This window comes from Achromobacter sp. Bel (assembly GCF_012928505.1).
Taxonomy (GTDB): Bacteria; Pseudomonadota; Gammaproteobacteria; order Burkholderiales; family Burkholderiaceae_B; genus Achromobacter.
Window position 1 is genome coordinate 14,669 of the sequence record NZ_JABBJN010000060.1, and the last position, 21,437, is coordinate 36,105.

At 65.9% G+C, this 21,437-nt stretch carries 18 protein-coding genes, 6 tRNA genes and 1 pseudogene; 20 read left to right on the forward strand and 5 right to left on the reverse strand.

Features of this window, described 5'->3' with window-relative positions:
- Positions 1-138: 138 nt before the first annotated feature.
- The 5 genes from miaB to lnt all read left to right on the forward strand — a co-directional run bounded on the left by miaB (position 139) and on the right by lnt (position 5,766).
- Complete coding sequence (gene miaB / locus HG262_RS26135) at positions 139-1,599, forward strand: tRNA (N6-isopentenyl adenosine(37)-C2)-methylthiotransferase MiaB (protein ID WP_169273784.1); 1,461 nt, start codon at positions 139-141, stop codon at positions 1,597-1,599.
- On the forward strand, positions 1,596-2,621 hold the full coding sequence (locus HG262_RS26140; protein WP_169273785.1) for a PhoH family protein: 1,026 nt from the start codon (positions 1,596-1,598) through the stop codon (positions 2,619-2,621). Before miaB ends, HG262_RS26140 begins: the two co-directional genes overlap by 4 nt.
- Positions 2,611-3,087, forward strand: a complete 477-nt coding sequence (gene ybeY / locus HG262_RS26145) for an rRNA maturation RNase YbeY (RefSeq protein WP_169273786.1) — start codon at positions 2,611-2,613, stop codon at positions 3,085-3,087. The genes HG262_RS26140 and ybeY overlap by 11 nt, the downstream gene beginning before the upstream one ends.
- Before the next feature lie 163 nt (positions 3,088-3,250).
- A complete protein-coding gene (locus HG262_RS26150; RefSeq protein WP_169273787.1) occupies positions 3,251-4,141 on the forward strand; it encodes a transporter associated domain-containing protein in 891 nt (296 codons plus the stop codon).
- Entirely contained in the window at positions 4,138-5,766 is a 1,629-nt protein-coding gene (gene lnt / locus HG262_RS26155) for an apolipoprotein N-acyltransferase (RefSeq protein WP_169273788.1), read from the forward strand. The genes HG262_RS26150 and lnt overlap by 4 nt, the downstream gene beginning before the upstream one ends.
- Positions 5,767-5,773: 7 nt before the next feature.
- Here the strand turns inward: lnt and HG262_RS26160 are convergent, their stop codons facing one another.
- Positions 5,774-6,829, reverse strand: coding sequence for an aldo/keto reductase (locus HG262_RS26160; protein ID WP_169273789.1), 1,056 nt, complete (start codon positions 6,827-6,829; stop codon positions 5,774-5,776).
- A gap of 363 nt (positions 6,830-7,192) precedes the next feature.
- On the opposite strand from HG262_RS26160, the gene HG262_RS26165 reads away from it, so the two are divergent.
- From HG262_RS26165 to HG262_RS26205, 9 genes are all read left to right on the forward strand, one after another.
- A tRNA-Ala gene (locus HG262_RS26165) sits at positions 7,193-7,268 on the forward strand.
- A 33-nt stretch (positions 7,269-7,301) separates the two neighbouring features.
- Positions 7,302-7,377 (forward strand) — tRNA-Glu (locus tag HG262_RS26170).
- A 77-nt stretch (positions 7,378-7,454) separates the two neighbouring features.
- Positions 7,455-7,531: transfer RNA gene (locus tag HG262_RS26175), tRNA-Asp, on the forward strand.
- A 107-nt stretch (positions 7,532-7,638) separates the two neighbouring features.
- Positions 7,639-7,714 (forward strand) — tRNA-Ala (locus tag HG262_RS26180).
- 55 nt (positions 7,715-7,769) lie between these two features.
- Positions 7,770-7,845, forward strand: a tRNA-Glu gene (locus HG262_RS26185).
- A gap of 71 nt (positions 7,846-7,916) precedes the next feature.
- Positions 7,917-7,993, forward strand: a tRNA-Asp gene (locus tag HG262_RS26190).
- A gap of 168 nt (positions 7,994-8,161) precedes the next feature.
- Positions 8,162-9,676: a helix-turn-helix transcriptional regulator gene (locus tag HG262_RS26195; protein ID WP_169273790.1), complete on the forward strand. Its 1,515-nt coding sequence runs from the start codon at positions 8,162-8,164 to the stop codon at positions 9,674-9,676.
- 251 nt (positions 9,677-9,927) lie between these two features.
- Entirely contained in the window at positions 9,928-10,953 is a 1,026-nt protein-coding gene (bioB, locus tag HG262_RS26200; RefSeq protein WP_169273791.1) for a biotin synthase BioB, read from the forward strand.
- Positions 10,950-11,813, forward strand: coding sequence for a DMT family transporter (locus tag HG262_RS26205; RefSeq protein ID WP_169273801.1), 864 nt, complete (start codon positions 10,950-10,952; stop codon positions 11,811-11,813). The genes bioB and HG262_RS26205 overlap by 4 nt, the downstream gene beginning before the upstream one ends.
- A 10-nt stretch (positions 11,814-11,823) precedes the next feature.
- On the opposite strand, the gene HG262_RS26210 is transcribed toward HG262_RS26205, so the two are convergent.
- Positions 11,824-13,293 carry an MFS transporter gene (locus HG262_RS26210; RefSeq protein ID WP_169273792.1) on the reverse strand — a complete coding sequence of 490 codons (1,470 nt, stop codon included), beginning with the start codon at positions 13,291-13,293 and terminating at the stop codon, positions 11,824-11,826.
- A gap of 86 nt (positions 13,294-13,379) precedes the next feature.
- Positions 13,380-13,883, reverse strand: a complete 504-nt coding sequence (locus HG262_RS26215) for a peroxiredoxin (protein WP_169273793.1) — start codon at positions 13,881-13,883, stop codon at positions 13,380-13,382.
- Positions 13,884-14,126: 243 nt separating this feature from the next.
- Here HG262_RS26215 and HG262_RS26220 point away from each other — a divergent pair, with 243 nt between their 5' ends.
- On the forward strand, positions 14,127-14,552 hold the full coding sequence (locus tag HG262_RS26220; protein ID WP_169273794.1) for a hypothetical protein: 426 nt from the start codon (positions 14,127-14,129) through the stop codon (positions 14,550-14,552).
- Positions 14,553-14,624: 72 nt separating this feature from the next.
- Here HG262_RS26220 and HG262_RS26225 read toward each other — a convergent pair whose 3' ends face one another.
- The gene (locus HG262_RS26225; protein WP_169273795.1) at positions 14,625-15,506 is read right to left on the reverse strand and encodes a dienelactone hydrolase family protein; all 882 of its coding nucleotides are present in this window, start codon (positions 15,504-15,506) and stop codon (positions 14,625-14,627) included.
- Between the two features lie 63 nt (positions 15,507-15,569).
- Positions 15,570-19,154, reverse strand: coding sequence for a DUF748 domain-containing protein (locus HG262_RS26230; RefSeq protein ID WP_169273796.1), 3,585 nt, complete (start codon positions 19,152-19,154; stop codon positions 15,570-15,572).
- Between the two features lie 137 nt (positions 19,155-19,291).
- Here HG262_RS26230 and moaC point away from each other — a divergent pair, with 137 nt between their 5' ends.
- From moaC to HG262_RS26255, 5 genes and pseudogenes are all read left to right on the forward strand, one after another.
- Positions 19,292-19,780 carry a cyclic pyranopterin monophosphate synthase MoaC gene (moaC, locus tag HG262_RS26235; RefSeq protein ID WP_169273797.1) on the forward strand — a complete coding sequence of 163 codons (489 nt, stop codon included), beginning with the start codon at positions 19,292-19,294 and terminating at the stop codon, positions 19,778-19,780.
- Positions 19,761-20,012, forward strand: a complete 252-nt coding sequence (locus tag HG262_RS26240) for a MoaD/ThiS family protein (protein WP_169273798.1) — start codon at positions 19,761-19,763, stop codon at positions 20,010-20,012. Before moaC ends, HG262_RS26240 begins: the two co-directional genes overlap by 20 nt.
- Positions 20,013-20,016: 4 nt before the next feature.
- On the forward strand, positions 20,017-20,499 hold the full coding sequence (locus HG262_RS26245; protein ID WP_169273799.1) for a molybdenum cofactor biosynthesis protein MoaE: 483 nt from the start codon (positions 20,017-20,019) through the stop codon (positions 20,497-20,499).
- Positions 20,496-21,023, forward strand: a complete 528-nt coding sequence (gene moaB / locus HG262_RS26250) for a molybdenum cofactor biosynthesis protein B (protein WP_169273800.1) — start codon at positions 20,496-20,498, stop codon at positions 21,021-21,023. Before HG262_RS26245 ends, moaB begins: the two co-directional genes overlap by 4 nt.
- A gap of 3 nt (positions 21,024-21,026) precedes the next feature.
- Positions 21,027-21,437 (forward strand): annotated as a pseudogene (locus HG262_RS26255) (molybdopterin molybdenumtransferase MoeA); the annotation flags it as partial.

Below are 21,437 nucleotides of genomic sequence, written 5' to 3' on the forward strand. Positions count from 1 at the left end.
CGTCCGCTGAAAGCCGGCCGGACCGCTATCGTAACGGCGACCGCCCGCGGCACCAAGAAACAATTTTCGCGCAAGGGTTAAAATTCCGCCTTTCCAGCCCATCAGCCCCCGGGATCTACACCCGTCACGGCGACCATCATGCAAGCAACCTCCCTGAAGCGCGACAACGCGCGCGACGGCGGCAACGCCGCCTCCCCCCTCGCAGACGCCCCCCAAGCATCCCCCGTGGACACCGGCGCCGGCTCCCCCCGCAAGCTGTACATCCGCACCTTCGGATGCCAGATGAACGAGTACGACTCGGACAAGATGGCCGACGTGCTGCGTGGCGACCAGGGCCTGGAGCTGACCGACAATCCGGAAGAAGCCGACGTCATCCTGTTCAACACCTGTTCGGTGCGCGAGAAGGCGCAGGAAAAAGTCTTCTCGGACCTGGGCCGGGTGCAGCACCTGAAGAAAACCAACCCGAACCTCGTGATCGGCGTCGGCGGGTGCGTGGCTAGCCAGGAAGGCGCGGCCATCGTCAAGCGCGCGCCGTACGTGGACGTCGTCTTCGGCCCGCAAACGCTGCACCGCCTGCCGGACCTGATCGCGCGCCGCCGCGCCGAAGGCCGTTCGCAGGTGGACATCAGCTTTCCCGAAATCGAAAAGTTCGACAATATGCCGCCGCCGCGCGTCGATGGCGCCACGGCGTTCGTGTCCATCATGGAAGGCTGTAGCAAGTACTGCAGCTTCTGTGTCGTACCTTACACGCGCGGCGAAGAAGTCTCGCGCCCCTTCGAAGACGTGCTGGTCGAAGTGGCCGACCTGGCCGACCAGGGCGTGAAGGAAGTGACGCTGCTGGGCCAGAACGTGAACGCCTACCGCGGCAAGATGGAAGGCACCGACGACATCGCCGACTTCGCCATGCTGCTGGAGTACGTGCACGAAATCCCCGGCATCGAACGCATCCGCTACACCACCTCGCACCCCAAGGAAATGACCCAACGCATGGTGGACGCCTACGCCCGCCTGCCGAAACTGGTGTCGTTCCTGCACCTGCCCGTGCAAGCAGGCAGCGACCGGGTGCTGGCCGGGATGAAGCGTGGCTACACCACCCTGGAATTCAAGTCGGTGGTCCGCCGCCTGCGCGCCGCCCGCCCCGACCTGACCTTGTCGTCCGACTTCATCGTGGGCTTCCCCGGTGAAACGGAAGAAGATTTCGAAAAGACGATCAAGCTGATCGAGGACGTCGGCTTCGACACCTCGTTCTCGTTCGTCTATTCGCGTCGCCCGGGCACGCCCGCGGCCGACCTGGCCGACGACACGCCGCAAGACGTGAAGCTGCGCCGCCTGCAGCGCCTGCAGGCGCTGATCAATGATCAAGCCGCCGCCATCGCCCGCAACATGGTCGGCACGCGCCAGCGCCTGCTGGTGGAAGGCCCCTCGCGCCGCGACCCCAACGAACTGATGGGCCGCACCGAGAACAACCGCATCGTGAATTTCGCCGCGCCCGCGCGGCTCATCGGACAAATGGTCGACGTCATCATTACCGAAGCGCACACCAATTCGTTGCGCGCCCGGGTGGCAGACGTGGACCGCGTTCCCCAAGAGGCCGAATGACCCCCCCCCGTTCCCGCGCCCGTCGCAGCATGCCCGCCGTCGTCAACCTGGACGGCGACAACACCCACCTGGCCAACCTGTGCGGTCCGCTGGACGAGAACCTGCGGCAGCTTGCCGACGGCATGGGCGTCAAGCTCTCTCGCCGCGGCAGCCGCGTCACCATCGAAGGCGAACAGGCCGAACTGGCCGGCCGGGTGCTTCGGCGCTTCCACGAACAGGCGGTGCACCGCGCCCTGTCGGTCGACGACATCCAGCTGGGCCTGGTCGAGATCGGCGTGGGCCGCCAGGAAGAGAAGCTGAAGGACGAGCCGGCGCGAGAAGCCGACCCGCTGCCCGCCCTGGACGACGAAAGCGACGGCATCGCGCTGCGCACCAAGCGCAGCGACCTGCGTCCGCGCACGCCGCGCCAGCGCGATTACCTGAACAACATCCTCAAGCACGACATCACGTTCGGCGTGGGCCCTGCCGGCACCGGCAAGACCTGGCTGGCGGTCGCGTGCGCCATCGACGCGATGGAACGCGACACCGTGCAGCGCCTGGTGCTGACCCGCCCCGCGGTCGAGGCCGGCGAGCGCCTGGGCTTCCTGCCCGGCGACCTGGCCCAGAAGGTGGACCCCTACCTGCGCCCGCTGTATGACGCGCTCTACGACCTGATGGGCTTTGAGAAGGTGCAGCGCCTGTTCGAAAAGCAGACCATCGAGATCGCCCCGCTGGCCTACATGCGCGGCCGCACGCTGAACCATGCCTTCGTCATCCTGGATGAAGCCCAGAACACCACGCCGGAACAGATGAAGATGTTCCTGACGCGGATCGGCTTTGGCAGCAAGGCCGTCATCACCGGCGACCCCTCACAGGTGGACCTGCCGCGCGGCCAGGACAGCGGCCTGGCCCATGCGGTCAAGGTGCTGCACGACGTGCAGGGCATCGCCACCACCCGTTTCACCAGCCGCGATGTCGTGCGCCACCCCCTGGTCGCCCGCATCGTCGACGCCTACGACCGCGCCTCCGAAAATGAAGCCTGAGCTGTCCCTGTCCGTCCAATACGGGGTGGAAGAACCCCGCTTGCCCCGCTGGCGCCTGCGCCGGTGGGCCGAGCGCGCCCTGGAGGCGGCGGCGGAAGACGGCCTGGTCGAATTCTCGGCGGCCGAACTCAGCCTGCGCCTGGTCGGCGCAGCCGAAGGCCGGCGCCTGAACCGGGACTTCCGCGACCGCGATTACGCCACCAACGTGCTGACCTTCGAGTACGGCGTCGACCCCGTGGGCGTGGCGCGCGGCGACATCGTTATGTGCGTGCCCGTGTTGGTGCGCGAGGCCCGGGAACAGCGCAAGGCGCTGCTGGAGCATGCCGCCCACCTGACCCTGCACGGCGTGCTGCATTCGCTGGGCTACGACCATATCAAGGCACGGGACGCCAAGCGCATGGAAGCGCTGGAGACCGCCACGCTGGCGAAGATGGGCATCGCCGACCCGTACTGGGCGGCCGACTAGCCCGCCGTCGAGCAAGCGGTTCGGGTCTACCCCTAGAAATTGCTGAAAATGGCGCCAAGCACGACGCAGATGACGGCGATTGGCCCCATTTTCATGGCGCCCGTTACAAATGGAAGGCCAGTTTCGGTTATGCTGGCCCCTCCCTAACTTGTCCTCCCGGACGATGTCTGACCCTTACCCTGCTCCCGAAGCGACCTCTGCTCGCTCAGCCAAACCCGCCACCAAATCCCTTCTAGACCGCCTGCTTTCCCTTGTGCGCCGAGAGCCCGAGGACCGCGAAGGCATCAAGGCCATTCTGGAAGCTGCGCACGACCGCAAGCTGCTGGACGCGGAGTCCTACAAGATGATCAAGGGCGCGCTGGCCGTGTCCGAAGGCACCGTCGGCGACATCATGGTTCCGCGTTCGCGCATGGACCTGCTGGACGTCACACAGCCCATCCCCTATCTTGTGGCCACCGTCATCGAAACCGCGCATTCGCGTTTTCCGGTCTATGAAGGCGACCGCGACAACATCATCGGCATCTTGCTGGCCAAGGATCTGCTGCGCTGCATGCTGGAGCCCGGCATCGAAGTGCGCACGCTGGTCCGCCCGGCCGTCTTCATCCCGGAGTCCAAGCGCCTGAACGTGCTGCTTCACGAATTCCGCGCCAGCCGCAATCACCAGGCCATCGTCATCGACGAGCATGGCGGCATTTCCGGCCTGGTCACCATGGAAGACGTGCTGGAGCAGATCGTCGGCGACATCGAAGACGAATTCGACGAAACCGAAGAAGACTCGATCTTCCCGGAAGGCGAAAACCAGTGGCGCGTCCTGGCCGCGACCGATATCTCGCACTTCAACGAGGTGTTCGGCTGCAGTTTGCCCGACGACGAATACGACAGCGTCGGCGGATGGATGGGCGGCCAGCTGGGCCGCATCCCGCGCCGCGGCGACATCGCCGAATTCGACGGCCTGCGGATGGAAGTGGCGCGCGGCGACGCCCGCCGCGCCATCTGGCTGCGCGTCAAGCGCAACAATCCCGACCAAACCTCCCGCCCCGCCGACGACGCATGAGCCGTACCCCGCGCAGCCGAATCCTGCGCGGCGCCGCCGGCTTGATGCTGGCGGGCGCCGTGCACGCCCTGACCTTCGCACCCGGGCCCTTACCGGACTGGGCGCTGGCCCTCACGCAGGTCCTGGCGCTGGCGGTGGCCGCGCGCGTCACGCTCACGGCCCCCTCGGCCAAGCAGGCGTGGGCGCGCGGCTGGCTGTTCGCCTTCGCCACCTATGCGGTGGGCCTGTACTGGCTCTTCATCAGCATGCATCGCTACGGCGATCTGGCCGCCCCCTTGGCAGTGGCCGGCGTGCTGGCCCTGTCGGCGTTCCTGGCGTTGTTCCCCGCCACTGCCAGCGCGTTGGCGCGCCGATTCACGCCGCTGGACAATAACGCCGCGCCGTCCCGCATCCTGTCGTCCACGCTGGCTTGGGCCGCGCTGTGGGCGGGTTTCGAATGGCTGCGGGCCGTGCTGCTGACGGGCTTCCCGTGGCTGAACATCGGTTACGCGCAGGTCGACAGCCCCATCGCCGGCTGGGCGCCGATCGTAGGCGTGCACGGCATGGCGTTCGTCGCCGCCTTCGTCGCGGCCGCAATCGCCAGCCTGTGGCAACCGTCGCGCAAGAAAGCCATGGACTCCCGCCAGGCGCTGGCCGCCGGCATCGCGGTCGCGCTGGCCGCGGCGGGGTGGCCCTTGTCGCGCGTGGATTGGTCCTCGCCCACCGGCGACCCCTTGAACGTGCGGCTGGTCCAGGGCAACATCGAGCAATCGCAAAAATTCGACCCGGCCCTGCTTGAACAAAGCCTGGTGCGCCACCTGGAGCTGACGGCGCTGCCGCCTGCCGCCGGCGTGCCCGCGCCGCAATTGGTGATCCTGCCCGAAACCGTGCTGCCGATCTTCCAGGACCAGCTGGATCCCCGCGCGTGGGACGCCTGGCGCGGCGTCGCCGCCCGGGGCAACATGACCATCGCCATGGGCGTGCCGCTGCACGACCGCGTCAATGGCCGCGACCGCTATACCAACAGCGTGATGGGTTTTGACGGCAATACCCCGGTCGAGCAACTCGTCGCCGGCAGCACCGCGATGCGTTACGACAAGCGCCATTTGGTGCCTTGGGGCGAATACGTGCCACCGGGCTTCCACTGGTTTGTGGACATGCTGAACATCCCGCTGGGCGATTTCGACCGCGGCGCGGAACGCCAGACGCCCTTTGCGGTGGGCGGCCAGCACATCGCCTTCAACATCTGCTACGAAGACCTGTTCGGCCCCGACCTGCTGCCGGCGCTGCTGCCCGGCGCCAACGGCGAACCGGGCGCGACCATCCTGGTCAACGTCAGCAATCTGGGGTGGTTTGGTGATTCCTGGGCCTTGCGCCAACACCTGCAGATCGGCCGGCTGCGTACCATGGAGACCGCGCGCCCCATGCTGACGTCCACCAATACCGGGATCACGGCCGCCATCGATGCCAAAGGCCGCGTAGCCGCCCAGTTGGCCCCGTTACAGGCGGGCGTGCTGCCGGTATCCGTCCAGGGCATGACGGGCCTGACGCCCTACGCGCGTTTCGGCGACAAGATCGCGCTGGCGCTGGTAGGCCTGGCCCTGATCGCCGCGTTCGGCAGCAGCCGCAAGACGCGGCGCGCCTGAGCCTCGCTCAGGCGAACAGGTTGGCGGGCAGCCTGGCGCTGTCCTCCGGCGGGCGTAGGGGCCCGGCGCCCGCGCCCGTCAATTCGATCGCCTCCGCGACGGCATCCAGGTCGTCGCTATCCAACTCCAGTTCTGCCGCGCCCAGCAGCCCGTTGACTTGCGCCGCGTTGCGCGCGCCGACGATCGCGCCTGTAACCCCCGGCCACGCCAGCGTCCAGGCCGCGGCAACTGCCGCCACCGTCGTGCCGTGCCGTTCGGCGATGGGCTTGAACGCATCGGCCAAGGCCAGATTCCGGACCAGGTTGGGCGGCATGAATTCCGCATGGCGCGCACGCCAGTCGTCTGCCGGCAAGGCGCGCGCACGCTCGGCCGAAAAGGCGCCGGTCAAGAGGCCCGACTGCATCGGGCTGTAGACGATCACGCCGACGTCGTGCGCGGCGCACCACGGGATCAGGTCTGCGCCCGCCGCGCGCTGGATCGCCGAAAACGGCGGCTGCAGCGAATCCACGTGGCCCAGCGCCTCGGCATCCTGCAATTGGGCCAGATTATGGTTCGACAAGCCGATGGCGCCGACCTTGCCCGCCTGCTTCAGGTCCAGCAGTTCCTGCCAATAGGTTTCGACCGGCGTGCCGTCGCCCGCCGGCCAGTGCATCTGGTAGAGGTCGATGCGTTCCACACCCAGCCGCCGCAACGAATCGTCGATCTCGCGGCGGATGCTGGCGGGCGCGCCCGTGCGCCGCGGCGTCGCCATCGGATTGTCGGCCGACCACGTCAATCCGCACTTCGTGAAGACATACGGCCTGTCGCCGGGCGCCATCTGCGCCAGCGCCCGGCGCACGATCTCTTCGGAATGGCCCAGCCCATACACCGCCGCCGTGTCGATCCAGTTGATGCCCCGGTCTACCGCCAAGCGGATGGCGGCGATGGAATCCGCGTCGTCCTGCGGCCCCCAGCCCACCGCCCACCCGTTGCCGCCCATCGCCCACGCGCCCAGGCCGATACGGGTGATGGCCATGCCGGTGCGCCCCAGCGGCCGGGTGGGAAACGAAGTTTGTGTGCTCATGCCAGGATGTCCATGTGAATGCGACCGCATTTTTTTCACGCGAAAGGCACATGATGAATAAAAAATTCCACCCCCACCATAGCATCCGCACAAGTCTTTGATTTTCTTGGAATCTGCACCAATGGCGGGAAACCGCGATCCGGCCGAATCGCGCACAAAATGCGCAAAAAAAGCCATCCACCCCCATTTTTTTTGCGTGTTTTATGCTTTTTGCCGCAAAGCGACTTGCACACCCGATTTTGTTCGTGCATAATCTCGTTTCTTCGCCAACGGCACTAAACAAAACCGGCAACGAACTACGAAAAACGCACCATAAAACGTGTGTTCAAGTCGTAAAACGTGGCAGGAATTGATTAGAAGAACGGGGGTATAGCTCAGCTGGGAGAGCGCTTGCATGGCATGCAAGAGGTCAGCGGTTCGATCCCGCTTACCTCCACCAGTCAACAGCGAAGAACGTAGTTTGCAAGTCCAGGTCCCCTTCGTCTAGAGGCCTAGGACATCACCCTTTCACGGTGAGTACAGGGGTTCGAATCCCCTAGGGGACGCCAGTTTTTTTGGCATGCAGTCGCAGTAAAGCAGTAGATAAGTGCAGTTGAAGTGACAAAGTAGTTGAGTAAGCCGCTGCGGAGCGGTAGTTCAGTTGGTTAGAATACCGGCCTGTCACGCCGGGGGTCGCGGGTTCGAGCCCCGTCCGCTCCGCCAAAAGCTCTCTCGCTCTGAGTCTTTCAAGAGCTCCGTCTTCGGGGCTTTTTGCTTTTATAGAGTGTGAGACCTTGTTGTCTGTAGTGTGAGACACCAAGGCGCCCTGTGGGGGTATAGCTCAGCTGGGAGAGCGCTTGCATGGCATGCAAGAGGTCAGCGGTTCGATCCCGCTTACCTCCACCAGTACTCAGTACCGCAGTACCGTAGTAAAGTTGTTTTGCAGTTCTGTTCGGTTCAGGTCCCCTTCGTCTAGAGGCCTAGGACATCACCCTTTCACGGTGAGTACAGGGGTTCGAATCCCCTAGGGGACGCCAGCTTTGCTGGCATGTAGTACCAAGCTGCCTTGACACCGCAGTGTAGTGATGAAGTTCAAGTAAGCCGCTGCGGAGCGGTAGTTCAGTTGGTTAGAATACCGGCCTGTCACGCCGGGGGTCGCGGGTTCGAGCCCCGTCCGCTCCGCCAAGCACTTTGTGCTTGATCGCATGGCAGCACACCGCTGAAGCTCCGGATTCCGGAGCTTTTTGCTTTTCTGCGCCCGCCGCACTCTCTACCCTCCCCCCCGCCGCGAAGACTCGTCCGTTTTGCTCTCTGGACAGCAGCGTCATGGGCCTTCATCCTGTGGGCTCATGCATGCGAACCGAAGAGGCCTACGTGACCGAAAACGCCGCCACACCCCAAGCGCATCGCCAACACCTGCAAAGCATCATCGCGGGTTTGAATGAAGGCATCATCGTGCTCGAACCCGACGGCGCCATCGCCTGGGCCAACGAGAGCGCGCTTGAACTGCACGGCGTCGACACGCTAACGGAATTGGGCGGCACCCCCGCCGGCTACCGCAAACGCTACACGCTCACCTACCGCAACCATCATCGCGTTGCCGCCCGCCAATATCCGCTGGACCGCCTGGCTGCCGGCGAACCGTTCGACGACCTGCTGGTGGACTTGGGCCGCAAGGACGACGAGGACTTTCTGCGCAACCTGCGCGCCCGCGGCCTGAACCTGGACAGCGAAAACGGCGTCGACTACCGCGTGCTGATCCTGCACGACCAGACCGCCCAACTGAACGCCGAGCAACGCTTCGAACGCACCTTCGGCGCCAATCCGGCGCCGGCGCTGATCTGCCGCCTGTCCGACCTGCGCTACGTGAAAGTGAATCAGGGGTTCCTGGAGATGACCGGCTACACGCGCGAAGCCGTGCTGGGCAAGTCGGCGTATGAACTGGACGTGCTGGACGGGGGCGAGGACAAGGAAGCCGCAGTCGCCAAGTTGAACGAAGGCCAGACCATCGCGCAACGCGAAGGCATGGTGAAGACGGCCGATGGCGGCGCGAAATTCGTGATGGTGGCCGGACAACCCATCGATATGCAGGACGAGCCCTGCATGCTGTTCACCTTCATCGATCTGGAGGCGCGCAAGCGCACCGAAGTCGCGCTGCGTGAAAGCGAAGAGCGCTTCTCCAAGGCGTTCCGGCTGGCGCCGGTGCCGATGGCCGTGTGCGAAGGCGACGCCCTGCGTGTGCTGGACATCAACGAAGCGTTCGCAGCGGTCACCGGGGCCGTGCCTGAGGCCAGTGTGGGCCAGGCCTTGACCGATTTGGGGCTGCAGCCTTACGAGGGCATGGCCGCCAGCCTGCAGCGCGGAGAAAGCGCCCGCAACCGCGAAGCCACGTTAAGCACGCAGGACGGCGGCAAGCTGGACTGCCTGGTGTCGGCCGAACCGGTGATGATCGGCGGCCAGCACCGCCTGCTGATCGTGATGCAGGACATCACCGAACGCAAACGCTCCGAGACCGAACTGCTAGCCGCGATCGAAGCGGTGATGCAGGACACGTCGTGGTTCAGCCGGGGCATCATCGAAAAGCTGGCCCAACTGCGGGAGCCGGCACCCGCAACCCGCGACGTGGCGGAGCTGGCGCAATTGACGACCCGTGAACGCGAAGTGCTGGGCCTGTTGTGCCAGGGCCATGACGACGACGGCATCGCCAAAAGCCTGAAGCTGTCGCGCAACACCGTGCGCAACCATGTGGCCACGATCTACAGCAAGATCGGCGTGCACCGGCGCAGCGCGGCGATCGTGTGGGCGCGCGACCGGGGCATCACGGGCCACGAATCCACTCGCATCCGGACCAAACCGGGCAAGGAATAGCCTGCCTGGCCTGAGATTTACAATTAGAATCAAAATATCCAGGGCTGCGGCGTCAGCGAAGATGACGCCGCGTTAATCCTCGGCAGCATCCAAAATCTTCCATTTCCGGCAAAGCAGGCACTAACCACCCTGCATTTTCCGCATGCACCCCTGCATTGCGCAAACCCTGCGCAGGTTCTTACGATCCGCCGATCCCGTCCTTGCTTTCCGGCAAGCGACGCGATTTCCGTAAGACCGACAGGAGCCCGTCCATGCAGACCGCCTACATCCCCGTTCCGACAACGTCCAAGCCGTTGCCCGCGCCCGCCTGGAGCGCCGCCGATGTCATGGCGCTTTACGAACTGCCCTTCATGGACCTGGTGCATCGCGCCCAGCAAGTCCACCGCGCCCACTTCGATCCAAACACCATCCAGCTGTCCAGCCTGCTGTCGATCAAGACCGGCGGCTGTCCCGAGGACTGCGCCTACTGCCCGCAGTCTTCGCATTACGACACCGGGCTGGACGCGGACAAGCTGATGCCGCTTGCGGAGGTGGTTGCTGCCGCCCGCGCCGCCCAGGCCGGCGGCGCGCAGCGCTTCTGCATGGGCGCCGCGTGGCGCAGCCCAAAACCGCATCACCTGGAAGCCGTGGCCGAAATGGTGACCGCGGTGAAGGCGCTGGGCCTGGAAACCTGCGTCACGCTGGGCATGCTGCGCGACGGCCAGGCCGAACAGCTGAAAGCGGCCGGCCTGGACTACTACAACCACAACCTGGACACTTCGCCCGAGTTCTACGGCAAGATCATTTCCACCCGGACCTACCAGGACCGCCTGGACACGCTGGACCGCGTGCGCGACGCGGGCATCAACGTGTGCTGCGGCGGCATCGTCGGCATGGGCGAATCGCGGCGTGAACGCGCAGGCTTGATCGCGCAGTTGGCCAGCATGGAGCCCTACCCCGAGTCCGTGCCGATCAACAATCTGGTCCAGGTCGAAGGCACGCCCCTGGCCAACGTCGAAGCGCTGGACCCGTTCGAATTCGTCCGCACCATCGCGGTGGCACGCATCACCATGCCGGGCGCCGCCGTGCGCCTGTCGGCCGGCCGCGAAGCCATGGACGACGCGTTGCAGGCGTTGTGCTTCATGGCGGGCGCCAATTCCATGTTCTACGGCGACGCGCTGCTGACCACCGCCAATCCGCAGATGGAAGCCGACCAACGCCTGCTGCAACGCTTGGGGCTGCGGGTGGACGCCTCGCCGCATCATCACCAGCCCGTCGAAGGCGCCACGTGCCGCTGACGCCTGGCGTCCTGTATCTGCTGGCCAGCGTCGCGTGCAGCGTCACCGTCGCGGTGCTGCTGAAGCTGGCCCGCCGGTACGACGTGGACGTGCGCCAGGCCATCACCGTGAACTACGCGGTGGCCGCCCTGCTCTGCTGGGTCGTGCTGCGCCCGGACCCGTCCACGCTGGTGACGCCGCACACGCCCTGGGCCGTCCTGGCGGCGCTGGGCGTGCTGCTGCCCAGCGTCTTCCTGGCGATGGCGGCGGCGGTTCGCCACGCGGGCATCGTGCGCAGCGACGCGGCGCAGCGGCTGTCGCTCTTCATTCCCCTGCTGGCGGCCTTCGCGCTGTTCGGCGAACCCATCAACGGCCGCAAGCTGGCCGCGATCCTGCTGGCTTTCAGCGCGCTGGCCTGTCTGTTACGCCGCCCTGCCGCCGCCGCGCAGACGCCCGCCGACAGCCGGGCCGCCTGGCTCTGGCCCCTGGTGGTCTGGGCGGGCTACGGCGTAATCGACATCCTGTTCAAACAAGTGGCGCGCGCCGGCACCGCCTTCGCGGGCGGCCTGCTGCTGGCCTTCGTGCTGGCAGGCGTTCTGATGCTGGGGGTCCTGCTGTGCCGACGCGTGCGATGGGAGCGCCGCCATCTGGCTGCGGGCGTAGCGCTAGGCTTGGCCAACTTCGGCAATATCCTGACCTACATCCGCGCCCACCAATCGCTGCCCGACCATCCTGCGCTGGTGTTCGCGTCCATGAACATGGGCGTGATCACGCTGGGCACACTGGTCGGCGCGCTGGCCTTCCGGGAACCGCTGACGCGCTTGAACCTGCTGGGCATCGCCCTGGCGCTAGCCGCCATCGTACTGATGGCGCCCTGGTAGCCGCACAGGATCAGGTACCAGTACGACGCTGGCGCGTGTCGGCGTCCTCGGCCTGCGGCGGGACGTCGGCGGCCGGCGCGTCGATTGCCGAAGGATGGGTCGTTGCAGCATCAGTGGCCGCGGCATCGACTCGCGCCGCATCGACCACCGCCGCATCGACCACCGGGGTATCCGCTGGCTCAACGACCGCCGGCGTGGGCGCGGCAGACGGATCGGGCTGCACCATTTCCATCGCGATATCGTTCTCGGGGTCCACGCGCGGATCCAGCACCGCCGCCGCGGGCGAGCTTTGCAGGGTATCGGGCATGGGCACGAAGTGCGTGGGCGCCTCGTCAACCTGGTGGGCGCCGGTGACCCGCGTGGGACGCACCTGCCAGACCAGGATCAGGGCGCAGGCCGAGATGAAGACGTAGTACATGCTGGGTCCGGCCAGCGACATCAGCAGGCCGGCGACCATGGGGCCAATGCACGCGCCGACGCCATACGTCATCAGCAGCACGGCAGACAGGCTGACCCGGCGCTCGGATTCCACGTGGTCGTTGGCGAATGCGGCGCCCAGCGGATACAGCGTGAACTGCAATATGCCAAAGACGCACGACAAGGCCACCATCGCCCAGTAGGGCAGCACCAGCCAGCCCCACATCACCGTGGGCAGCAGCACCAGCAGCAAGGCATTGAAGCGGATCAGGCCCGCGCGGTTGATGCGGTCGGACAGCCAGCCCATCGGCCATTGCGACAACAGGCCCGCCGTGACAGCAGCCGCCACGAAAATCGCGGCCTGGGAGGTGGACAAGCCATGCTTGGCGCCGTAGACGGCCGCCAGGCCATAGAAGGCCCCGGACAAGTTGCCCGCCACGAACAGCACTGTCATCGACAGCGGCACGCGGCGCATGAAGAAACGGATATCCAGCGGCGCTGGCAACGGCGTGGGCGGGTGAGAACGCGCCGTGACGGCGATCGGCACCAGGCACAGCACCAGGCACATCGCCACCAGGGTCAGCGGGCGCAGGTCCAGCGTGGCGTAGGCGGTTAGCGCCAGTTGCCCCAGCACCGTGCCCAGCCCGGACACCACCATGTAGACCGAAAACACCCGGCCGCGCTGATGGTTTTCAGTCTGCTCGTTCAGCCAGCTTTCGATGACCATGAATTCGGTCACCATCACCACGCCGGAAATGATGCGGAACACCAGCCACAGCGGCATGGAATCGACCAGCGTCTGCGCCAGGATCATGCTGGTGGCGATGGCCGCACAGGCGACGAACGCCCGGATATGGCCCACGCGGATGATGAGCCGGTGCCCCAACCGGGCGCCGCACACCAGCCCCAGGTAGTAGCCGGCGATCAGCACGCCGATCCACACCTCGCTGACCGACTGCGCGGTCAGGCGCAAGCCCATGTAGGTGTTGAACAGACCCGTGCCGATAAGCATCAGCAAGGTCGCAAAGTACAGCGACGAGAAAGAAGAGAGGGTGGCGAGCATGGCGTTGGCAACCGCTGCTGGCATTAGCACGGCGGGCTGCGAAGGCGGCCCGCCGCGTTGAGCGGTAAAACAGGAACTACGTTAGATCAGGCTTGCGACAACATCGTGGCGGCATCGCTGACTTCGAACTTGCCAGGCGCTTCCACGTTCAGTTGCTTGATGACGCCGTCGACGATCAGAGCCGAGAAGCGTTGCGAACGCACGCCCATGCCGCGTGCGACGAGGTCCAGTTCCAGACCGAGTTCCTTGGTCCACAGCGCCGAGCCGTCGGCCAGCATGCGGACCTTGCCGTCCGTCTTCTGCTCGCGGCCCCAGGCGCCCATGACGAACGCGTCATTGACGGACACGCACCAGATTTCATCCACGCCCTTGGCCTTCAGCGCGGCGGCTTGCTCGACGTAGCCCGGCAGATGCTTGGCCGAGCAGGTGGGGGTGAAGGCGCCCGGCACGGCGAACAGCGCAATGGTCTTGCCGCGGGTCAGGTCGGCGACCTGGAACGCGTTGGGGCCCAGCGAGCAGCCGGCGGTTTCGGTTTCGATGAATTCGGTCAGGGTGCCATCCGGCACGCGGTCGCCGACTTTGATCGTCATGTAAATCTCCAGGATGTAGGGGTGTTGCATTGAAGCAGGAGCGCCTCACAGCCTCCATCATAGTTCCTGCGCGGCCGGCCTGCTGTCCACGCGCCCCCGGGGAAAAAAAACCGCACAGTCTGAAACGACTCCACACTCCCGCCTCACGCACTGGAAACGGCTGCTTGCCATAATGCAGGAGCAACCCATGCCCGCGCCGCGCCCGTGTCGACCGGCCCGCGGGCGCCAAGCGGAGACTCACCGATGCGCAAGATCCTGACTGGCCTGGCCTGGATGCTGGCCACCGTCGCCGCCCCGGCCTGGGCCGCGCCGGACGCGAGCGAACAGACCCAATACGATTCCTTCGTGGTCGCCGCCGGCGCCTCCAACGGCGCCGCCCGCGCCTGCGGGGCGTCCGAACCCGACCTGGCCCAACACCAGGCGACCGCCAAGAAGAACCTGACGCAGTACGCCCAGGAATACGGGTTTGCGTCGAACAGCTACGAGGCGCTTTTCCAGAAGGGACTAGGCGAAGGAAAGGCCATGATGGAAGACATGAAGCGGTCCGGCGTGGATGGATGCCGCGGTGTGCTCGGAAGCTTTCAGAGCGAACGTGTGATCAGCTACGAGGATATGAAGAACGCGCTGGCTGAAGTAAGCGATGGACTGCCGGGGGAGCCGGCACAGTAGGCTTTCGTTGCGAGATCTTGCGATGCCCGCCCCCGGCCGGCCGCGCGGGCGGCCTTTGGGGGCTTACGTCCTTCATCCCAAGCCGTTCTGCTTGAACCAATCCAACATCCGAGTCCACGCCTGCTCGGCCTCCGCCTTCCGATAAGACGGCCGGTAATCCGCATGGAAGGCATGGGGCGCGTCGGGATACACGTCGATTCGCGATGCCTTCGCCGCTGCCGGCCCCTTTGCCAGTTCGATCCGCATCCGATCCACGTCCGTCTGCGGAATGCCTGCGTCCTTGCCCCCATAGGCCCCCAGGACCGGCGCCTTCAGTTCGTTCACCAGGCTGAGTACCGACTTCGGCTTCAGCTCGCTGGGTTCGCCCGCCAATTGGCCGTAGAACGCCGCGCCTGCCTTCAACTTCGGATTGTGGGCCGCGTACAGCCATACCTGGCGGCCGCCCCAGCAAAAGCCGACGATGCCCAGCTTGTCCGCGTCGCCGCTATTGGCCGCCGCCCACTTCGCGGTGGCGTCCAGGTCGCCCTGGACCTGCACGTCCGGCACCTTGCCGATAACCTCGGCCTGCAATTTCGGAATCTCGGTGTACTTGGACGGATCGCCCTGGCGCGCGAACAACTCAGGCGCGATGGCCAGATAGCCCAGGTGGGCCAGCCGGCGGCACACGTCCTGGATGTACTCGTGCACACCGAAAATCTCCGACACCACGATCACGGTCGGCAGATTCTTCTTACCCTGCGGCGCCGCACGGTAAGCGGGCATTTTGCCGTCAGCGGTGGGGATATCGACTTTTCCGGCGGTCAGGCCCTTGGCGTCGGTGGCAATGGCCGTCTGCGCGACGGCGGGGCCGGCGGCCAGGGAAAAGCCCGCCGCGACCGTCGTGGCGATGAAGCCCCGCCGGTCCAGCCGCAGAGGCGGCAGCAGGCTGTCGAAGTGCGCGTCCTGGTCTTTCATCAAGCATCTCCTGGCAACAGCGTGGCCGGGGACGCCATGCGTGCCCCTGATGGCCGGCTGGGTTCACTTTAGGGAGAAGTCCACGCGCGAGGGTTGCCCCTCGTCCTTGATGCCGTCCGCGTCCAGCTGCGGCGCAACGATGAATACACGGTCCGCGAGTCCTTCCTGGGCTTGCAACTTCTCATAAACCGCCTGCGCGCGCGCATCGGCCAGTTGGCGTAGTTGCTCGTCGCCCACCGGCGCCACGCTGCGCAGCATGGCTTCCATCTGGTCCGCCGGCACCGACTTGGCCATGCCGATGAAATTACGTGGCTTGTCCTTGATGTCGGCGTCGTCGTACACCGCTTCCAGGTACTTGGCCCGCTCGGCCGCCGACACCTGCACGCCCGCCACGCTCGGCTTCTTGCCGCGCGGCGCGGTGGCGGCCGCCTTGGCGGCACGGATCTGGTCGTCCACCCAGGCTTGGCGCAGGCCCTCCATGTCAGTCTTGGGATCGGCGCGGCCGCTGATGTCCATCTTCAACGCCGGACGGTCCGTCAGCGCCTTGGTCAGCGTTTCGATGCGCTGCTGCGAGTCTTCCGTCAGCATCGCGCTGCCGGGCGCGAACTCCACATAGGACAGTTCCTCGCCACCGCCAAAGGCGGAGGCCAGCAGGCTGAACGGCGACGTCACGGCCTTGACCACCAGGTTCAGCAGCACGCGCACCACGATGCCGCCCACCGAGAATTCGGGATCGTCCAGCGACCCGGAAATCGGCAGGTTGATGTCGATGTTGCCACGCGAGTCTTTCAGCAACGCCACGGCCAGCAGCACCGGCAGCTTGGTCGCGTCCGGGCTGTTGGTCTTGTCGCCGAAGGTCAGCTGGTTCAGCACCACATGGTTGGACGCCTGCAGCGCGCGGTCCTTGATCTTGTATTCCAGGTCTACCGACAGCTTGCCGCGCTTGATCGGATAGCCCACGTACTTGGCCGAATAGGTGTTGAAGCGCGGCAGGTCCACGCCCTTGGCCGAGGCCTTCAGATCCAGGGTCAGGAATTTGGCGAACGGTTGCACGATACCGCTGATGGACAATGGGGCGGTGGTGTAGACGCGGCCCGTCACCTTGACCTTGGCAGGCTGGGGATTGGTGGACGAGACCGCCGTGATCGCGCCTTCGATGGCCGATAGTTCGGCCACGTAATTGGGTTTGACGAAGCGGTCGGTGAACGTCATGCGGCCCCGCGACAGCGTGACGCTGTTGACCGAGATGTCCGGCATGCCCGCCCCCGCACCGCTTTTGGCGGCGGCGGGCGCCGGCGCGGGCGGCGCGGCCTGCCGGCCCGGGGTCTGCGTGTCCTGGGTGATCGAGCCGCCGGCCTGGCCGGGCGCCGCGACCAGGTCCATGACGTTCAGGCGGCCCTGCGCGTTCAGCAGGATGCGGCCATAGAAGTCTTCCAGCGCGATGTCGCCCAGCTTGGCCCCGATCTTGTCGCCCGCCACCGAGATGTCCATGCCCGAGAATCCCAGGCGCTTCCAGTTCAGGAAGTCGTCGTTATTGACCCGGTCCTGCAGATCGACGCCCGTGATTTCGACGCCGCCTTTCCAGTTGACCTTCATCGGCGCATTACCCGCCGCAGCGGCGAAATCCACATCGCCCTTGGCGCCCAGCGTGATGGCGCGCACGGTGGCGTTCAGGCTGGAGGCGGCGTAAGGCGCGAAGGACGCGACGTTCAGTTCGGACAGGTCCACGGACGATTTCAGCGTCAGCGGCTGCGGCGTGAACATGCCTTTCAGGTCCAGTTTGCCATTGCCCTGGATCCCTGCGGCGGCCAGCGTAAAGTTGCTTTGCCCCGGGCCCATCGCCAGCCGGTCGGCAGTGACGCGCAGCGTTTGCAGGGCGATGTCCAGCGCGGGCTTGAGCGATTCGTCGCGCGCCTTGAACTGGGCCAGGTCGGCCTGGACGGACGTGGCGGAAGCATCCGCCGCGCCGTTCTTCTCCAGCACATGGACCTGCGCCGACGCGCCCAGACGGCCATCCAGCAGCACGATCGGCGCCACGCTTCGCACAGCCGGCGCCAAGGGCGCCAGGGCCACGTTGCCCATCCGCACGCCCAGTTCCAGCGACAGCGGCTTCAAGACCAGCGGCCCCTTGGCGCGGATCCAGCCCCCGTCGGTGCTGTTATCCACGGTCAGCCACAGGTTGACGGGCTGATCCTTCACTTCAGGTATCGCCACGCCTTCCACCGTCGCGGCCATGCCGGTCATGACGTAGTCCAGCTTGCTGATCGCGTCAGTGATGTAGAGCTCGCCTTCATGCAGGTTGAAGGCGTCAAGCGTGACCTTCCATTCTGCTGGCGCCGCTGGCGCCGCTGGCGGCGGGGTGGCGGCGTCTGCCCCCGGCGTCGCCGCGGCACCGGCCATGGCAGCCGGGGCCGGTTTGGCGATACCGGATTTGGAAACGTCGGACTCTGTCGAATCGGCTTTGGAACTTTCGGGCTTGGCGGCTTCCGCCTTGGCGCTTTCCGTCTTCGGCGGCACCTTCAAACCGACGTCGCGTCTGAGTTTGTCGGCCACCGGCGTCTCGTCAGGCGCCACGCCGCCCAATTCCTTGAGCTTGGCCACGACGTCCTGCCAGTTCAGATGCTGATTGGCGTAGCGGCGCACGTGGATCTGCGGCGCCCACAGGCCGACCTCGCCCACATAGGCCGTGCGCGCGATGGGCTCCAGTTCCAGCCGGGTGACGGTCAGGGCGCTCCAGGCGGCCAGGCGCTCGCCCGCGGTGTCGCGCAGGTCGAAACGCCGCAGGCCCAGATCTCCCACCACGCGGATCTTCGGCGAAGCATCTTTCGGCTGCTCGAACACGATTTGCAGGTTGGAGTCCAGCAGCGCGCTGTCCAGCTTGAACGGCAGCGGCATCGGCCAGACGTCGGCCCACTTTTCCAGCTGCAGGCCATTGAACGCAACGCGCAGCGTCGACGAGGGCACCTTGTCGAACGGCCGGGCCACGCCGGTCAGGTCGAACGGGCTGCCGTTGATGCGCAGGTGCAGCCGAGGCTGCACGTCGATGTCGGTGGCGTAGCCAAAGTTGGAGATGAACGGCACCCCGATACCCAGCTCGTCCAGCACCTGCTTGCGGCCGGTGACCTTGTCGTCCAGCGTGATGGTGCCGCCCTCGATCACCATGTTGTTCAGTGAAAAACGCGGCAGCCCTTCGTCGGGCTTGGGGGGGTCGTCGGGCTTGGCGGCCGACATTTCGGCCACACGTTGCTGTATGTCAGAGAAATTGAACCGCGTGACGTCTTCGCGGACGATGGCGATGTTAGGCTGCCGCAGCGTCAGACGGTCGACAACCGGCGCGAACCAGAACAGCGAGCTCCAGGCGGCGCTGACGTCCAGTTCGGCCAGCGACAGCAACGGCGTCTGCGACCCGGGCTGGGCCACCGCGAGGTCGCGGGCGCGGACGGTCAGGGTGAACGGATTGAAGCTGATCTTGCCGACGGAAACCTCGCGGCCAATCATCTTGGAGACGTCCCCGGTCAGGACGTTTTGCAGGACTTTGGGAACTTGCCATGCGGCGATGCCGCAAAGGATCAACGCGACCGCCATGATGCCCAGAAGAATCTTGCCGGCGCGCCGGGTGAACCGAAGCTTAAGGCTCCGCAAGGGCATCGCGAGTCTCCTGATACGAGTTGATGGCGATTATCGCGCCCCGGTTAGCGCTCGTCTATCATAGGCGTAACAGCGGCTCTCCCCGGCCAGCCGGGGCCGCTCTTTTCAAACATTAACAATTCTCGATCCCGATTCCCATGCCACCATCCACCCCCACCTTGAGCCACCTGGATGAAGCCGGCCAGGTCCGCATGGTCGATGTCATCGCCAAGACGGACACCGAACGCGTCGCGATCGCGACCGCCAGCGTGCGCATGAACGCCGTGGCCTACGGCCTCTTGACCCAGCCGGGCCAGGGCAAAGGCGAAGTGCTCAACACCGCGCGCGTGGCCGCCGTCCTGGCCGCCAAGCGCTGCGCCGAACTGATCCCGCTGTGCCACAGCCTGCCGCTGGCGTTTGTCGGCGTCGACTTTTCACTGGACGACGCCGCGCACCGCATCGACATCCTGGCCACCTGCCGCACCAACTACAAGACCGGCGTGGAAATGGAAGCCATGATGGCGTGCAGCGTGGCCGCGCTGACCATCTACGACATGTGCAAGGCCGCGGACAAAGGCATCGTGGTCGAACAAGTACGCCTTAAATACAAGGCGGGAGGAAAAAGCGGTGAATGGCGCAACGATTGATCTCCTGTACTTCGCCCGCGTGGCCGAACTGGTCGGCAAGCGCGGCGAAAGCTGGCCCCTGGACGGCGAGTCCACGGGCGCGCAACTGCTGGCCGCACTGGGCGAACGCTATCCCCAACTGGCGCCTGCCGGCCGCCTGAAACTGGCCATCAACCAGACCCACTCCAAGCCGACGGCGCCGATCCGGCCCGGCGACGAGGTCGCGGTGTTCGAACCCGTCACCGGAGGGTGAGGCCATGATCAGCGTCCAGGAGGCCGATTTCGACGGCGCCGCGCTGACCGCCGCGCTGCGCGACGGCGCGGGGTCCGGTGTAGGCGGCATTGTCACGTTCGTGGGCTACGTGCGCGACTACGCGCCCGATTCGCCCACCGACACGCTCTTTCTCGAGCATTACCCCGGCATGTGCGAACGCGAGCTTGAGGCGATCGCCGAAACCGCCCGCGCGCGCTGGAACCTGGACGGCACCGTGATCGTGCACCGGGTGGGCGCGCTGCCCCGCAACGCCCAGATCGTGTTCGTGGCGGCGGCCAGCGCGCACCGCGGCGACGCGTTCCGCGGCTGCGAATACATCATCGACGCGCTCAAGACCCGCGCGCCTTTCTGGAAGCGCGAAACGCTCTCGGGCGGCAGCAGCTTCTGGGTCGAACAACGCCAATCCGACCAGGACCGCACGGATGCCTGGGATGAAGACACCGCATCCAAGAAGGAACAACCATGAGCGAAGAAAGCCCCGTCCCCGTGTCGCTGGCCTGCGCCGTGCTGACCGTCAGCGACACCCGCAGCGCGGGGGACGACACCTCCGGCAACCTGCTTGCCCACAGCCTGGCGCACGCCGGCCACCAATGCGTGCGCCGCGACATCGTGCGCGACGATATCTATCAGATCCGCCGTGTCATCAGCGACTGGATCGCCGACCCTGAAGTACAGATCATCCTGACGACGGGCGGCACGGGCTTCTCGCATCGCGACCACACGCCGGAAGCCATCCTGCCGCTGCTGGACCGCGAGATCCCCGGCTTTGGCGAGCTGTTCCGCCAGATTTCCTACACCGAGATCGGCAGCTCCACCCTCCAGTCGCGCGCGTTCGCGGGGTCCGCCAACCAGACGCTGATCTTCTGCCTGCCCGGCTCCAACAATGCCTGCGAAACCGCCTGGGCGCAGATCCTGCGCGAACAGCTCGACAGCGGCCACCGGCCCTGCAACTTCGCTTCGCATTTCAAGCCCCAACAAGAAGACAACTGACCCATGCTGGATTTCGACCAAGCCCAGACCCTGCTGGCCAATGCCGCGGGGCCGCTGCAGCACCATGAAGACGTCGGCCTGAACGACGCCGCCGGCCGCGTGCTGGCGGCCGACCTGACCGCCACCGTGGACATTCCGCCGGCCGACAACAGCGCCATGGACGGCTACGCCTTGCGCGTGGCCGACTGGCGCGCGGGCGGCCGGTTGCCCATCCAGCAGCGTTGCTATGCGGGCGACGTGCCCGAAGCGCTCAAGCCCGGCCACGCGATCCGCCTGTTCACCGGCAGCCTGGTTCCGGACGGCGCCGATACGGTCGTCATGCAGGAAGACACCATCGAAGCCGACAACCTGGTGGAGATCACCCGCCAGCCCGCGCCCAACCAGCACATCCGCCGCCGCGGCGAAGACACGATG

Excerpts from the sequence above, each read along its gene's own strand:
- moaB (WP_169273800.1), top strand. The coding sequence starts at position 20,496 with ATGAGCGAAGAAAGCCCCGTCCCCGTGTCGCTGGCCTGCGCCGTGCTG.
- HG262_RS26230 (WP_169273796.1), bottom strand. The coding sequence starts at position 19,154 with ATGCCCTTGCGGAGCCTTAAGCTTCGGTTCACCCGGCGCGCCGGCAAG.
- lnt (WP_169273788.1), top strand. The coding sequence starts at position 4,138 with ATGAGCCGTACCCCGCGCAGCCGAATCCTGCGCGGCGCCGCCGGCTTG.
- moaC (WP_169273797.1), top strand. The coding sequence starts at position 19,292 with ATGCCACCATCCACCCCCACCTTGAGCCACCTGGATGAAGCCGGCCAG.
- HG262_RS26245 (WP_169273799.1), top strand. The coding sequence starts at position 20,017 with ATGATCAGCGTCCAGGAGGCCGATTTCGACGGCGCCGCGCTGACCGCC.
- HG262_RS26215 (WP_169273793.1), bottom strand. The coding sequence starts at position 13,883 with ATGACGATCAAAGTCGGCGACCGCGTGCCGGATGGCACCCTGACCGAA.
- HG262_RS26220 (WP_169273794.1), top strand. The coding sequence starts at position 14,127 with ATGCGCAAGATCCTGACTGGCCTGGCCTGGATGCTGGCCACCGTCGCC.
- HG262_RS26210 (WP_169273792.1), bottom strand. The coding sequence starts at position 13,293 with ATGCTCGCCACCCTCTCTTCTTTCTCGTCGCTGTACTTTGCGACCTTG.
- ybeY (WP_169273786.1), top strand. The coding sequence starts at position 2,611 with ATGAAGCCTGAGCTGTCCCTGTCCGTCCAATACGGGGTGGAAGAACCC.
- HG262_RS26160 (WP_169273789.1), bottom strand. The coding sequence starts at position 6,829 with ATGAGCACACAAACTTCGTTTCCCACCCGGCCGCTGGGGCGCACCGGC.
- HG262_RS26225 (WP_169273795.1), bottom strand. The coding sequence starts at position 15,506 with ATGAAAGACCAGGACGCGCACTTCGACAGCCTGCTGCCGCCTCTGCGG.
- HG262_RS26140 (WP_169273785.1), top strand. The coding sequence starts at position 1,596 with ATGACCCCCCCCCGTTCCCGCGCCCGTCGCAGCATGCCCGCCGTCGTC.
- HG262_RS26150 (WP_169273787.1), top strand. The coding sequence starts at position 3,251 with ATGTCTGACCCTTACCCTGCTCCCGAAGCGACCTCTGCTCGCTCAGCC.
- miaB (WP_169273784.1), top strand. The coding sequence starts at position 139 with ATGCAAGCAACCTCCCTGAAGCGCGACAACGCGCGCGACGGCGGCAAC.
- HG262_RS26195 (WP_169273790.1), top strand. The coding sequence starts at position 8,162 with ATGCGAACCGAAGAGGCCTACGTGACCGAAAACGCCGCCACACCCCAA.
- bioB (WP_169273791.1), top strand. The coding sequence starts at position 9,928 with ATGCAGACCGCCTACATCCCCGTTCCGACAACGTCCAAGCCGTTGCCC.